The sequence below is a fragment of the Bradyrhizobium sp. USDA 326 genome, from assembly GCF_049739485.1.
Classification (GTDB): Bacteria; Pseudomonadota; Alphaproteobacteria; order Rhizobiales; family Xanthobacteraceae; genus Bradyrhizobium.
This window is the reverse complement of sequence record NZ_JBMGQA010000001.1, coordinates 3,475,366-3,490,969: the sequence shown is the minus strand read 5'-3', so window position 1 is coordinate 3,490,969 and position 15,604 is coordinate 3,475,366. Positions and strand designations below refer to the sequence as shown.

Genomic DNA, 15,604 nt, shown 5'->3' with positions numbered 1-15,604 from the left:
TGCAGAACGGCATTGTAGAGCGCGTGCTTCATGACGACTGCATCGCGACCGTTCAATCCCAGATACGGCTTGGAGCATCATTAGGCCAACAAGCCTGGAACTCTTGGCATCCTGTGGCGGATTGCAACGCCTCCTGAACGGCTTCGCCAGCACATTGCAAGCCCAGAGGCATCCCGCGCCGCCGCTAGGGTGACCAGTCCTACTACACCAAGGCGGGCTGACGGTAGTATCGGTTGAGGTTGCACGACCGCACGGCAGCTACCAGCGACTTCGGATTGGGAACTCGTCGAGATCCATCTCGATACCCAACACTGCAGCCTCATTCCACAGTGACCGATTTTGCGAGATTACGCGGCTGATCGACGTCCGCGCCGCTTACGACGCCGGTATGGTAAGCCAAGAGCTGGACCGGAATGGCATAGACCATCGGCGTAAAGCTTGCGACCATTGTCGGCAGAACGATGGTCACGAGCGTGTCCACCGTCGCTTCCGAAGCGCCCTTCGCATCGGTGATCAGGATGATCTTGCCGCCCCGAGCCGCCACTTCTTGCATGTTCGAAATGGTCTTCTCGAAAACGCCGTCGTAAGGCGCGATCACCACCACAGGCATAGCCTCATCGACGAGTGCGATCGGCCCGTGCTTGAGCTCGCCGGCGGCATAACCTTCTGAGTGGATGTAGGAAATTTCCTTCAGCTTGAGCGCGCCCTCCAACGCCAGAGGCGCCGATGTGCCACGACCGAGGTAGAGTGCGGCCCTAGCGCCGGCGATATAGCGCGCGAGCTTCTCAATCTGCGGCTCGACCAACAAGGCCGCAGCAATCAACCGCGGCATCTCGATGAGCTCTTGCACGAGCTTCGATTCATCGATTTCAGACAGCTTGCCTCGCTCTCTCCCTGCTGCGATGGCAAGCACCGCCAGTACCATCAGCTGGCAGAGGAATGCCTTGGTGGAAGCGACGCCGATTTCTGCCCCCGCCAGCGTCGGCAGAACGGATTCGCTCTCGCGCGCAATCGTCGACGTCGGGACATTAACGACAGATATCGTGTGCAGGCCCTGGCCCTTGGCGTATCGCAACGCAGCTAGTGTGTCGGCGGTCTCGCCCGATTGCGAGATGACGATCGCAAGATCGCCCCGGCGCAGAGGCGCCTCCCGGTAGCGGAACTCAGAGGCTACATCTATCTCGACAGACAAACGCGACAGCCGCTCGAACCAGTATTTCGCGATGTGGCCGGCGTAGCTTGCCGTGCCGCACGCAGTAATTGAAATGCGCTCAATGGAATTGAAGTCGAACGGCAACGCGAACGGCAGCGCTACCCGTTTGGCCGCCAGATCGAGATAATGCGCCAATGTCTTGCCGACAACTGTCGGCTGCTCGTGGATTTCCTTAGCCATGAAGTGGCGATAATTCGCCTTGTCCGCAAGGAGAGACGATACATCAGACTTTGATGTTTCTCGTGGGACGACAGAGCCGTCTGTACCATAGATCACGCACGTCGCGCGTGTAAGCACGACCCAGTCACCGTCCTCAAGATAAGTAATGGTATCGGTCAAAGGCGCGAGCGCGAGCGCATCAGATCCTAAGTACACTTCACCGTTACCATGTCCGATCGCAAGGGGCGACCCTTTGCACGCACCGATCAAAAGGTCGTCGTGCCCCTTGAAAAGGAATGCCAACGCGAAGGCACCGCGCAAGCGCGGCAACGACGCCTGCACCGCATCCTGCGGTGAGTAGCCATTTTTGAGGTAGAATTCGACGAGATGCACCACAACCTCGGTGTCCGTCTCTGAGTAAAACTCGGCTCCATTTCGTTCCAGCTCCGCTCGCAGCTCGCGGAAATTCTCAATGATCCCGTTATGCACGACCGCGACATTTTCCGTCGCATGCGGATGAGCATTGCTCTCGGTCGGCTTTCCATGAGTCGCCCAGCGGGTGTGACCGATGCCGCTTTGACCTGCAGGGGGACTGTAGCTCAACTGCTCCTCAAGGTTTCTCAGCTTACCTTGAGCGCGGCGGCGCTCGATACGGAGACCTTCTAGAGTCGCGAGACCCGCTGAGTCGTAGCCTCGATATTCCAGTCGCCTGAGCGACGCAACTAACTGCCCAACGACCGGACCACGTCCCAAAATGCCAATAATTCCACACATATTAATCCATGCAGCCCAAGTTCGAGGAGTCCGGCGTCCGCGCTATAGGAGCCCGTGATAGAACTCGCTTGCCCGATAACAACGGGTTGTTCGGAATCTTCCGCGGCCGTCTTTATCGCATCCCCATTCGCCCGCGTGATTTAGATCTCTTTCAGCCATCATTGTTCGTCGGCTTCATTCCACCCTTTGGCTATCTAGTCGAATGACGCTGCGACGGGATCGCCAACACCGTGACCGCCTCGACGAGAGCCAAACGTGCAGTTGCGCATGCAGGGCGACATCCAGCTTGGCACAAACAGCCTCCCCCTTACTGATGAGCCATCTCACGACTCTCACTTCTAAGTCTCCAAAAAGAAATGAGCAGCGATACTGGCCTACCGGATGAAGTTGATCCGGCAACAACTGCGTCGATGCTCAGGATCGACTCCTCGATAGGGGTCACGTTTCGTCTCGGCTTCTCTCCATTTCAGGCAGAAAAAAGAACGCTGCCCACATCCTCTACATGGTCCGCTGGTGATATACCTGCGCAGCGGCTCTAGCTTGAATTATCCAGTTCTCCCGGGAACAAATTTCCGGCGCGGACTTTAAGAGACTTGTCATACTCGGACTGAGGCAACTTACGTTCGGTCAAGATTAAAAGATCGGCGTCGAAGCTCCATTGTACTAACGTAAACTTTCGATATCGAAACGTTCGACGGTCTATACCAACGTTTGCCAGTCCTTTGTCTTGCGTCGGCTGTGCATCGCCTACTGCAAACCTGATATTAGGGAACGGCGTGGATTATAATTTTATGCCGACAGATAAGACGGGTTCTTCTATTCGGAAGCCGCAACCCCGCCGCTCCTCTGCGCCCCGATGAGAGCGCGCGGATCCATACATGCTCGTGAGGATCGATAAGGCTCACAGATGGACGGCATCTGTCTCGTTGGCGACATAGCCAGGCGGCAAGCGCGCCCGGGCGGGCGTACCGGCGCTTACAATTCATCTCACCTGCCTCGGATCATCGCCGTTGCGACGTGGCCTGATTTTCATCTCTTAAGATCGATGTGTCGGAATAAGTCAGTCCACCTATAAATCAATGTATATGGTGTGTATTTCTTCATGAGGTGTATGACAGGGGCTAACGATCGCGCTCCTTTAGTTAAGATTGTAGCGCGCGTGCGCATCTCGATTTTCGGGAAGCGACTAGGCAACGGTTCTTCAGAGCGAACTCTTTCCGGCGCAACGAAGCGAGATCATGGCGGCTCACAATCCAAACCGGCGCGTGGCGATGATCACCGGCGTCACCGGGCAAGATGGCGCATATCTCGCCCAGCATTTGCTAGGTCTCGGCTACACCGTGCATGGGGTCAAGCGCCGGTCGTCCTCCTTCAACACCGCGCGCGTCGATCATCTCTACAAGGACCCGCACGCCGCCGATGTGCCGTTCCTAATGCACTATGGAGACATGACCGATTCGTCCAACCTGATCCGGCTTGTGCAGCAAATTCGGCCGACCGAAATCTATAATCTGGCCGCACAGAGCCACGTCCAGGTCGGTTTCGAGTGCCCGGAATACACCGCCAATGCCGACGCGATCGGTGTGCTGCGCCTGTTGGAAGCTATCCGCATCCTCGGCATGGAAAAGGAGACGCGCTTCTACCAAGCCTCAACCTCCGAGCTTTACGGCCTCGTGCAAGAGGTGCCACAGAAGGAAACCACGCCATTTTATCCGCGTTCGCCCTATGGCGTCGCCAAGCTCTATGGCTACTGGATTACGGTGAACTACCGTGAGGCCTACGGTATGTTCGCGAGCAACGGCATCCTGTTCAACCATGAGAGTCCCATCCGCGGCGAGACTTTCGTGACCCGCAAGATCACCCGCGCAGTCGCCGGCATCGAGGTCGGCCTCGAGAACAAGCTCTATCTCGGAAATCTCGACGCCAAGCGCGACTGGGGCCATGCCCGCGACTACGTCGAAGGCATGCACAGGATCCTGCAGGTGGACGAGCCCGGTGACTTCGTGCTTGCGACCGGCCAGACGCGGTCTGTCCGCGAGTTCGTCGAGCTGGCGTTTGCCGAGGTCGGGCGCAGCATCGAATGGCATGGCAAGGGCGTCGAGGAGGTCGGCGTCGATAAGGCTTCTGGCAAGACCCTGGTACAGGTCGATCCGACCTATTTCCGTCCGACCGAGGTCGATCTCCTGATCGGGGACGCCAGCAAGGCGCGCGCGAAACTCGGCTGGGCGCCGAAAACGTCGTTCTCGCAAATGGTGAAGGAAATGGTCGCCAGCGATCTCGTCCAAGCCAGACAGGACGCAGCAAATGGCAAGCGCGGCGTTTGAGCTGAAAGGCAAGACGGTTTTCGTCGGCGGCCATCGCGGCATGGTCGGCGCAGCGCTGATGCGCCGGCTGGCACGCGAGCACGTCCATCTCTTGACGGTGTCGCGAAGCGAGGTTGACCTGCGCGACCAAGCCGCGGTGACTGCCTGGTTTGGAGCGAAGAGGCCGCAGGCCGTGTTCCTCGCCGCTGCCAAGGTCGGCGGCATCGTCGCCAACAACACGCTGCGCGCCGAGTTTCTCCACGACAACCTCGCAATATCGAGCAACGTGATCCAGGCGGCCCATGCCAACAGATGCGAGAAGCTGATGTTCTTCGGCTCCTCCTGCATCTATCCACGCTTGGCGCCGCAGCCGCTGCGAGAGGATTCGATGCTGACCGGCCCCCTGGAACCGACCAACGAGCCCTATGCAATCGCCAAGATCGCGGGCATCAAGATGGCCGAGGCCTATCGCAGCCAGTACGGCGCCGATTTCATCAGCGTGATGCCGACCAATCTATACGGCCCAGGCGACAATTATCACCCACAATACAGCCACGTCATGGCCGCGCTGATCCGCCGCTTCCACGAGGCCAAGATTGCGGGCCGCAGCAACGTCGTGGTGTGGGGTACCGGCAAGCCGCGCCGCGAATTTCTCTACGTCGACGATCTCGCTGACGCCTGCATCCATTTGATGAAGACCTATTCCTCGCCAGAACCGGTCAATATCGGCACCGGGGAGGACATCAGCATCGCCGAGTTATCACTCATGGTTGCGGCCGCCGTCGGCTTTCGCGGAGAGATCAGCTTCGACACGTCGCGCCCGGACGGAACGCCGCGCAAGCTGCTCGACGTCAGTCGGCTGTCCGGGCTCGGCTGGCGCGCCACCACCTCGCTCAAGGACGGCATTCAGCTGGCATACCGGGCCTTTCGCGCTGAGAGCGATTGACGGCACAAGAGTGATCGGCTTGTTCTCGAAAAGGAAGCCTGCATCACGGATTAGAGGATCCCCACCAACGGTCCGAATGGCAGGCCGAGCCCTTCGCGATGATTGGTAAGTCTACCTTTTTATCAAGAGAGCACCATTGTGTTTTGCCCCCTCCCCGAGGTCGAGCTTGGTTCCGAAGCCGTGAATTTGCGGCGCCGCTTCGCCTGAGCAGCCAGCAGCGGACCACCGACGTGTTCTTCTCAGACCAGATGAGGCGCCCAGCTCGGCACCAAGTGCGCGAAGATCTCGATGCGCCAGGAAACGTGAAGCGGTCCTAGGCTCCTTCGCGCGCCCCACGGAGCAAACCCGGATTGATTTGATGTGTCATTGCCTGGCCATCTCGGCATCAGCAGCGCCGGTGAGGTCGAGCTCGGCGAGGTTCGCGCAGTCGGCGCTCGCGTCGCCACGGTGATCGGACGCGATCGCGACATAGAGCGCTGGAAGCACGAATAGCGTGATCAGAGTGCCCACAGACATGCCGGCGGCGAGGACGAGCCCGATCGAGAAGCGGCTCGCCGCGCCAGCTCCCGTTGCAGTCAACAAGGGTATGAAGCCCGTGACCATCGCCGCCGTGGTCATCAAGATTGGGCGCAATCGGACGCGTGCCGCCAACTCTATAGCCGAGCGACGGTCAAATCTCTCCTTGAGCTGCAGCTCATTGGCGAACTCAACCATTAGGATGCCGTGCTTAGAAATCAACCCAACAAGGGTCAACAGTCCAATCTGGGTGTAGATGTTCATGGTCGCCCAGCCGAAGAATGGCGGAATCAACGCGCCGACCATTGCCATCGGCACGCTGATCATGATGATGAGCGGATCGCGCAGACTTTCGAACTGCGCCGAAAGCACCAAGAATATGATGATGAGTGCAAATGCAAATGTAATGGCGAGTTGATTACCCTCTTGCACATACTGGCGCGCGTCGGCCAGGAAGTCGTGGCTGAAGCCTGCGGGCAGTTTCTTCGCCTGGGCTTCCAGGAAATCCACAGCCTGTTCGATCGTGACGCCGGGCATCGGCACGGCCTGAAAAGTCGCGCAGTTGAGCTGGTTGTAGTGGGTGAGCGCGTTCGGATCGGTGGCGGTCTCGACGGAGACCACGGTAGACAGCGGAAGCATTGAGCCGGTCGCGGTCTTTACGTAATAGCTCCCGATTGCCTGCGGCACCAGGCGTTCCCCTCGGGGAACCTGCGGGATCACCTGGTAAGAGCGGCCCTGCAAATTGAAGCGGTTGACATAGTTTCCCCCAAGCAAGGTGGCAAGCGCATTGCCTATAGTCTGCATGGTGATGCCAAGCTCGTTAGCCTTAGATCGATCAACCTTGATTCGTACCACCGGCTGGTTGAACTCGAGGTCGGAGTCGCTCACCATGAACAGGCCGCTCTTACGCGCGGCATCCTTCAGCTTTGACATCTGCTCGTAGATGGATTGGAAGCCAAGGGTCGAATTGATCACCATCTGCACTGGTAGCCCGTCCGAACCGCCCGGAAGCGGAGGCAAGCTAAAGGCAAACGCGTTGATGCCTTCGATTTTTGACAGCTCGGCCTGGACAAGGGACTTCAGTACAATCGATGATCGCTTGCGCTCGTCCCACGGCTTGAGCAACATGCCGGCTAGGCCACTCTGCTGGCCGCTAACGCCATTGAGCACGAAGCTCAAGTCAGTCTCTGGAAATTTCTGGAACGCGTTTTCGAGCTTGGTGCCGTAATAGTCGAGGTAGTCGATATTGGCGTATTTCGGCGCCTTCGTTAAAGCGAATACGATCCCTTGATCCTCCTCGGGGGCGAGTTCTTTGGAAGTGTGCATATAGAGAAAGCCGACGAGGCCAAGCATGGTTAGCGCAAACAGGCCCGTAACCGGTCGATAGTCAAGCGAGCGGTCGAGCTTGCGGCCATACCACTGTGTCATGGCGCCGAACCCACGGTTCACAAATCTTGCAAACCGTCCCCCCTCGGCGCGCTTCAGGAGGAGCGAGCACATCATCGGCGATAGCGTCAAAGCGATCACGCCCGAGACGATCACCGCTCCCGCTAGCGTAAACGCGAACTCGCGGAACAGCGCACCGGTGAGGCCGCCCAGAAATCCGATTGGGGCATATACCGCAGCCAAAGTAATCGTCATGGAAACAACGGGGCCGACGATCTCGCGCGCTCCCGCTGTGGCAGCCTTTCGGGGCGTTGCACCTTCTTCTAAATGGCGGTGAATGTTCTCCACCACCACAATCGCGTCGTCGACTACGAGACCGATAGCGAGAACCATTGCAAGGAGGGTCAAGAGATTGAATGAAAACCCCAGCAACAGCATCATGCTGCAGACACCAACGAGCGACAACGGAATAGTGATAATAGGAATGATGACCGAGCGCAGCGAGGCCAGGAACAGGAAGATCACTAGCACAACGACCACGACGGCCTCAATGAGCGTCTTCTCAACTTCATCGATCGATGATTGAATAAATTTGGTGGAGTCGTAGGCTACTTTCATCCTCAGTGACGGCGGCAGGTTACGCTCGATTTCCGGAAACAGCCCTCGAACGCCTCGCGCTATGTTTAGAGGATTTCCTTGCGGGCTCGCCTGCACGCCGACAAAGACCGCGTGCTCGCCGTTCATCGCGACACTAATGTCAGCAGTCTGCGCGGCAAGCTCCACTACCGCAATGTCCTCCATGCGCACAAAGCCACCGTCATTGGCCTTCACGATCATGCGCTTGAAATCTTCAACACTCCGCAGATCCGTATTTGCCGTGACATCGGAGATAGTGAAATGGCCCTTGATCTGGCCCGCCGCGGCCTGGAAGTTGTTAGCGGCGATTGCAGCCGAAACTTCAGCCGGCGACACGCCGTGCCCAGCCATTTTCGCAGTATCGAGCCATAGCCGCATCGCAAAACTCTGGCCGCCCAGAATGTCTGCCGCAGCAACGCCGTCGACCGTTGAAATAACCGGTTGCACGACGCGTGAGAGATAGTCGGAGATCGCACTTGCCGCCAGTTCCTCGCTGGAGAAGGCGATGTACATGACAGCAGTCTTCTGACCCGTCGACTTCGTGACGACTGGATCGTTTGATTCCTTCGGGATCAGGTATTTGACTGAGTTGACCTTGGAGAGCACCTCCGTGAGCGCTTCGTTGGGATCGAAATTGAGCTTGATGTAGACTTTGATGGTCGAAGCACCAAGCACAGACGAGGAACTAATGTAGTCAACGCCCTCGGCGGACGCGACTGCCTGCTCCAGGGGAGAGGTGATGAACCCCTGGATCATGTCGGCCGAAGCGCCAGGATAGGAAGTCGTAATATTGACGACCGTATTAGATAGCTTGGGATATTGCCGGATCGGCAGTACGGTGGCCGCGCGCAAGCCGATCAGCAAGATCAAGGAACTGACGACGATAGATAATACCGGACGTTTGATGAAAAGCTCGGTAAATGCCATATCGACTCATGTTTCAAGAGTGGGATGCAAATTCGCCGCAACTTATAAAGCGGCAATGATCACCAATGCTGCGGCTGTGCTAGAGCCCCCGGTATGAGGGACGCGCTATCGGCTACTCTAAGATCTCACGTGCTCGCGGATGCGGACGCCCTATCCTTCGCTTCCATGTTCGTCGCTCGAGTGAATGCGCTCTGATGGCTGATCCCCATCTCAGTGATGGGCACCTGCTATAAAGCCCCTCGTCTTCTTAAGTGCAATCGGCCGAAGGTCCGGACTCAAGACTCGTCGCAACACCTGATTGGCACTCAACGAATTATAGCGAGGCAGCAGCTCAGGTTTCGCACTGACCCGCAGACCAAATGATCGAGGTTCGACGTCGAAAGTACAGACGACCTGACGGGTGCTCAACTCTACAAAGGTAAATGGGTGATATAGTCTGGGCTGTAAAGCACTATACCAAGGTTTGTCGAATTGATCGCTGATCGCCGTAGAGCAAAACTCGTGATGTTGCCGGACACAAAGTTTAGGTCCCACAATATTCCGTACGCACCTGCTACCTATCGCTTCGCTAAGTCGCTGAACAAGATCGCCTCGGAGTCGGCCCTCCGCTACCAGCTCGACGCGCCTTTCGGAGATGCTTTGAGCATTTCTTGCCGCTCAATATGCTGCGAACCGTTTAGCCACGCATTGCGCTACCGAGTTGGCAACCCCAGTAGGACGTTGTCGATCAGCCGCGTTGAGCCAACGTAGGCTGCCGCACAAAGCGCCGCGGGGCGCCGCAGTGGACTATCGGCAGTTTTGAGCGTGTCACCGTCGACAAGTTCAAGATACTGCAGTCTGTCAACCGCCTCTAAATGCCCCTTGGCGACCGCAATCGCTTTTCTACGTTGCGCTCTCCCGAGCGAAATTCGTCGAGCGCCGCGGATAGTCCACGATTGATCGCAAGGGCCCGCTGACGCTCTTCTTTGCTCAGATAGCGGTTGCGACTGCTCATTGCGAGCCCATCCTGTTCGCGAACGGTTCGTACAGTGACCATCTCGATCGGGAGATTGAGATCAATTACCATGCGACGCACGACTGCGCATTGCTGAAAATCCTTCTGCCCAAAAAACGCGACATCGGGCTGCACCATGTTGAACAACTTGCATACGACGGTCGCGACACCGCGAAAATGTCCAGGCCTGAAGACTCCGCACAGAGGTTTGGCGAGGTCGCCCGGTTCAACGAAGGTTTCGAAATGGCTCGTATAGACCTCCTGTGTATCCGGCGCGAAGAGGATCGCAACACCGCCATCACGGCACAGTCCCTCATCACGTAAAAAGTCGCGCGGATAGCTACTGAGATCCTCGTTTGGTCCGAACTGAGTGGGGTTGACGAAGATGCTGACGACGGTGACGTCGCATTGCGCCTGGCTCGCCGCGATCAGCGCCAAGTGGCCATCGTGGAGATAGCCCATTGTCGGCACCAATCCGACCCGTTGATCGGCACCGCGGGATTTTGCGAGAGTACGGCGAAGTTCAGCGACCCTCGTGATTGTTTGCATGTGGAGCTCTATATCAAGTTGGGTTGGAGGGCGCCCAGTTGGTAATTGCTTCTTCGACGCCTTCGGGAAGCCTATAGGACTCTTGCGGTCCCGGGAATGCACCACCGCGGACATCCGCGGCCCAGCGCGAAAGCGCATCATGCAACTGCTGAAAGCCTTCTGCATAGGCGCGAACGAATTTGGGGCGATGACCTCCAGTGAGGCCCAGCACGTCGTGAAACACGAGTACCTGGCCTGAACAGTCCGGGCCGGCGCCGATCCCGATCGTCGGTATTGTCAAGGATTTGGTTACTCGAGCAGCAAGCTCGGCCGGAATGCCCTCCAATACCAAAGCGAAACAGCCGGCCTCCTGCAGACGGTGAGCGTCATCGAGCAAACGCAACGCTTCATCCGCTGTCCGACCCTGCACTTTAAAGCCCCCCATGACGTTGACGCTCTGGGGCATAAGACCGAGATGACCCATCACAGGAATCTCGCAATCGACGAGGGCCCGTACCATCTCGATTCTCTTGCCACCGCCCTCGAGTTTCACCGCAGCTGCGCCTCGCTGCAGGAATCCGCCGGCATTGCGTATGGTTTCCTCGACGCTGACGTGGAAGCTAAGAAATGGCATATCGGCGACAAGTAAAGCACGAGGCTTGCTGCGTACCACGGCTTCCAGATGATGGTTCATCATCGCAACGCTCACTGGAAGCGTATTTTCGAATCCAAGGCAAACGTTACCCACACTGTCGCCGACGAGAATGATGTCGACGGACGGATCCGCGATACGCGCCGCAACCGCGTCGTAGGCAGTCGTCATGACGAGACGCCGAGCGTCCTGCTTCCACTGCTGCAGCATGGGAATTGTGATGCGATCGATCGGCTGCTCGGAAACGTGGCTCATTTGGACCTCAGTTCGATTTTGCGGTGCGAATGTGGCAAAGCTTGAACTCCGCTTAACTCGCCGACGATTTGGAAGTCATAGCTACCCACACCGTTCGAAATGATCGAATATGCCGGGCGATCAGTAGTCTGGTTGCTGCGAAACGCAAGTGAACCTCTTCCGCTTCAACTCAACTAATTTGCTGCTCATCCAAGAAGGAGAACAGCAAACAATGAGTTGGTCACGGGATTGGCAGATCCGCGCAACAGCAGCGTTGAGAGCACAGCAACGCGAGCGCCTACGCTGAGAAATGCTTAGCAGCGTATACTGTTCTCATTTGAAGAACGTTCAGCCTTCCGCACACACGGTACTTCCTTACGGAGCGTGGAGGAAAATTGTCAACTTGCGGAAGAGAAAAAGAAATCGACGGCTCAAAAATGGCCCGCGGATGGATGAAAATCCCTTTGGTTGCGCCATCATCGCCGGGAGACTTACTTGGGTTGTCTGTTGGGTATGCGGGCGTGGGTCGGCCTCCGCCGATTCGCCGACCGGCTGCCGCGGTCGGCGACCTATCCGGTCCGGTCTAGAGCAGCTCATCGGCTGGATCGACGATGTGCAGTGTAGAATTCCTTGAGGTCCGCCGAGGTGACGCAATACTGCGGCGTGACTAAGATCGTGTTTCCAAGCCAGCGCAGCAGCAGATCTCGATCGCTAAAGAGCCCCTATGAAGCTTGGTGCCGATTTGCTCGAGGCCCAGGCGTTCGCACGCTTTGCGGGAAGCAGAGGTTCGTAGCAGGGTCCGTTGTCGGTCGTGACCTGCTGACCTTGACGCCGATGCTTGTGGCGTCGCCGCCTTGAGGAGGGCCGCGGCGCAGCCCTGCCACTCGCTTCGCCTCGCTGAACGTATTTCGGGAGGCATCCTCGTTCAGACGTCAACATAATCCCGGCCAGGTTCTTCGCCGCGTACCCGGAGGCTGCTCTTTCGAGTCCGACCACCATTGATCGATGGTCTACACGGTTGGACTTGCCCATCTTTTTGATAGCGACGTGTCAGCTCACCGGGACGTTCACGTCCATAGCGCCGCACCGGCTCGGCCGGGTCAAGCCGCGCAATCGGCGTGGCGCGGCCGTCGCACTCCGAATTCGGCGCGTGTGGCAGGCAGAGCTTGGCGTTGAAAGAGCCTTGTAGAGCGATCACGCTCCATCGACGCCTGCCCCTGCGGAACGCTTGACCCACTTGGTGACGGTCTTGGCCGAGCTATTGAATTGCAGCGCGGCTGGCCTTTGTCAGGCCACTACGACCCCCCTCGGCACCATGGCTTCCCGATCTTTCGGCGTCAGAGCCGCGTCCTTATGGGTGCCTATCGATCCTCCACGAGCGGGCTAAAGCTTCGCCAAGTTCAGCTTCCTCGTTCACGAGAGGTTGGACCACTTACCGAAAGCTCACACTAGTGGTCTCACAGACATGCTACCCGAACCGGCTGACACCCATGCGCCCCCTCTAAAAGCGCGCGTATGCGCGCAGCGATCTGCCGTGCTTCCTTCGGCCGCAGGTCGGGTTTTATGCAATCGAGTATGGCTAGCATTGCCTGAACTTCATCCATGTTCAATGTGGCGAGCTTGCGATCTGATAGTCCCAGAGACTTATCGGCGGCACGGACCTGATTGGCTACAAGCACCGCAAGCGCTTGCGACCGCAGGGACGTGATATGCTGCTCGAATATGTGCATTTTTGCCCTGTAGCTGCCCTATGGGCATGGTGTCGCAAGCGCTGGTGGCCAACCCGGTCACAAAGACTGGGGCTGGCCACCTTTGCTCCCATGAGGCTCAAATTCTCAAGGGCGACCTAGTTATATCTTCGAGAAGCAACGAAGGGCACCTACCAAAATAGATCGGTCCCATCTCATCGGCGATTCTTTAAGCTGGGTCTTTACCTTGAACCAATTGGAGACACCAGCATGACCCGACACGTGGGCGTTCCTAGAAAACCGTGCATAAAAAACAATGACAGGCCAAACGCACATGAGAGGCGCAAGAATGTTGGCAGAGTAAGTCCAGACGAAGCGCGATAGAATCAGTCCATTGAGAAGATTATCCGAGACCTTGAAAGCCGCGACGGGGAGCACCGCGTTGAAGAATCGGACGACGCTGTCGGCATCGTCGTCGCCACACACGGCAGACACAATTGCATCAAGACAACAGCGGACTGGATTTAGCCAGGCAATCTCCTTTCCCTTCCTGAGTGTTGGCGAAGATTGATCGGAAGCAGTGCGGGCGCGACTCGGCGCCGCTTGGTTGCGCTGGAGCAGACGCTGTCCCTACCCCGCCCGCACTGCCAGTTGAACTTAGCAGAACTTCAATCAGCGCTTTTCCCCGACGCATACACAGGGGGAGCGCTTTCCCTGCCACCCAGCTAACTGCTCCAAACTGAGCTTCAAGCGGCGCAAGAAGCTGATTGCTTGCAGAACGAGCAAAATCGGCAGAAGGAGAACTAACCCGCGAGTTGGAAGCATTGCGGGCGCGCTCGGCGCCTGGGGCATCATGAGGCACTATCCTGCCGCATCCGCAGTGCAATGAGCTTAACGGAAGCGTGACTCGGCACATGGTGGTCCTTCAGCTCATGCGCTGTCCCCGCCACGCCCCCGTTAAACCCAACGATTCTTTATCGGGGCTGGCTTACCGAAAGCTGACAGACCTGCACAATTTACAAAACGAAAGGCGACCCATGTGGGCGGGCCGCTTGCCGTTGGCAGCGATATCGCCGTTTACGCCTCAGATAACAGTCATTCGGCGCGCTTGCGATCAGCGGCACCCGCATTGAGACTACGCGCCGGATTGACACTCAGCCAATCCACTGCACGTTTGATGACTGATCGGCCGTATGACCTCACGCCCCCTGGCTCGTGGGCTCTTCGACCATGCAGGATTGGCCATTCGGATTGCGCATCAGTTGCTCTCGAATTTGAATACGTCGCGCCGCTTACCGGCTCGTGCTCCACGCTGGGTTCGCGTGGGGAGGACGATTGGGCTCCGATTCGTCAAAATGCTTAATGAGCTCGATCAGCCTATCTCCCAGTAATGCGCGAAAACTAGACGCAATTAGCGAGTTCGAGAGAAAGCAGCGCGGATGCGACTCGGCGCCGATGTCCACCGGGGAGGTGGATAAATGCGCTATCTGCCGCATCCGCTTCGCCGGAACGCTAGTCAGCCTCGGGGATCACAAGGCTAACCCGCCCGGCTTTCCCGTGAGGCCCGCCGCCTCAGGGTACAGTGGGACTTTAGCGAGAGAGCGGCCTCGGGTGACCTACCAGCATTGGTAGTCATGCACAGCACGGCGGCGCAAATGGGCAAGCACACCACGTTGAACCACCTTGCATGAAGGCAGCACGCTTCGCGCCGGGTTCGGCGGTATCGGCCGCTCCGTAACGCCGTTATCCAGAGCGTCTCTGCGGATAAGCACTGGAGCTCCCTCACTACGCCGCGGCCTTTGTCGGGCCGATATAGCTCCCGGCGCTGTTCGCCATTCTGGCGAGCTTCTCGTTGCCCAGCGCCTCTACGCGCCCCTTGCTTTGCGAGAGACCAAGGTGTGGCAACCACGGCTTCCGGCGGCGAGCGTTCGCTTCGAGGCGTTTGTCCCTCGGGCTAGCGTCTGCGGCAGGCTTCCTGCTGTTTATGGAGCGCAGTTGCGCGATGAAGTTCGCGGCGAACAGCTCGATGTCAGGCAGAGCCTTTGATTTTTTAGAGAGGCGCAAGCGTCTGCATGCTTTTCTTTCACTAAGCATCGGTCAATTCCTTCTCTCGCGAGCGACCAAACGGGTTCCCGTTCCCAAAGATGAAACCACACGAGCAACGCCATGACGGGCTATGCGTGCCGCAATGCAGTCGCGCCTTTCAGTCAGCGCGTGGCTCCGAATTCCCGCAGGATCCTTCGCGATGGACCCCGAGAATTCGCGCGGCCTCAACCTGTGAGGCTGCGAGGCGATCAGCGTTGATGTTATCTGTGCTCAGCATAGCTTTGAAATTCGCGTCTGCCGGTTCGTCAACGGCATGCCACCATTTTGCTTCGCCGAGACACGGCGGAACAACTCGCAACATTGGAAAGCGTGAATGTGCGGGATCGGCTGCGAAAATACGCGCGGAAGAGAAGTGCTGCCGCCGTCGTCGAGCGACCTGCCATGATCTGTTCGGCGAGGACGATCGGAAAGGACCTTGTAGCTGCGCAATGCTCAGGTAGACCATCTGATTTGCGCGTTTGCCTCTTCGCTCTCGCCAAAAATCTCGACTCATCTGCGATATCTAGTACGCGCGGCAAAGATTCCTCGCCTGCCGAACCGCA

At 57.7% G+C, this 15,604-nt stretch carries 6 protein-coding genes and 1 pseudogene; 2 read left to right on the top strand and 5 right to left on the bottom strand.

From position 1 onward, the window contains the following. Positions 1-319 precede the first annotated feature (319 nt). A complete protein-coding gene (gene glmS, locus ABIG06_RS16580; protein WP_124163588.1) occupies positions 320-2,146 on the bottom strand; it encodes a glutamine--fructose-6-phosphate transaminase (isomerizing) in 1,827 nt (608 codons plus the stop codon). Positions 2,147-3,384: 1,238 nt separating this feature from the next. Here glmS and gmd point away from each other — a divergent pair. Continuing rightward, a complete protein-coding gene (gmd, locus tag ABIG06_RS16575; protein WP_124163587.1) occupies positions 3,385-4,470 on the top strand; it encodes a GDP-mannose 4,6-dehydratase in 1,086 nt (361 codons plus the stop codon). Further along, entirely contained in the window at positions 4,451-5,395 is a 945-nt protein-coding gene (locus ABIG06_RS16570; protein ID WP_124163586.1) for a GDP-L-fucose synthase family protein, read from the top strand. Before gmd ends, ABIG06_RS16570 begins: the two co-directional genes overlap by 20 nt. 363 nt (positions 5,396-5,758) lie before the next feature. On the opposite strand, the gene ABIG06_RS16565 is transcribed toward ABIG06_RS16570, so the two are convergent. The 4 genes and pseudogenes from ABIG06_RS16565 to ABIG06_RS16550 all read right to left on the bottom strand — a co-directional run bounded on the left by ABIG06_RS16565 (position 5,759) and on the right by ABIG06_RS16550 (position 15,050). Next, the gene (locus ABIG06_RS16565) at positions 5,759-8,860 is read right to left on the bottom strand and encodes an efflux RND transporter permease subunit (protein WP_124163214.1); all 3,102 of its coding nucleotides are present in this window, start codon (positions 8,858-8,860) and stop codon (positions 5,759-5,761) included. Positions 8,861-9,552: 692 nt separating this feature from the next. Continuing rightward, a pseudogene (panC, locus tag ABIG06_RS16560) lies at positions 9,553-10,403 on the bottom strand (pantoate--beta-alanine ligase). A gap of 13 nt (positions 10,404-10,416) precedes the next feature. Further along, positions 10,417-11,289 carry a 3-methyl-2-oxobutanoate hydroxymethyltransferase gene (panB, locus tag ABIG06_RS16555; RefSeq protein ID WP_124163216.1) on the bottom strand — a complete coding sequence of 291 codons (873 nt, stop codon included), beginning with the start codon at positions 11,287-11,289 and terminating at the stop codon, positions 10,417-10,419. 3,452 nt (positions 11,290-14,741) lie between these two features. Next, positions 14,742-15,050: a hypothetical protein gene (locus tag ABIG06_RS16550; protein WP_124163218.1), complete on the bottom strand. Its 309-nt coding sequence runs from the start codon at positions 15,048-15,050 to the stop codon at positions 14,742-14,744. Positions 15,051-15,604: the final 554 nt, after the last annotated feature.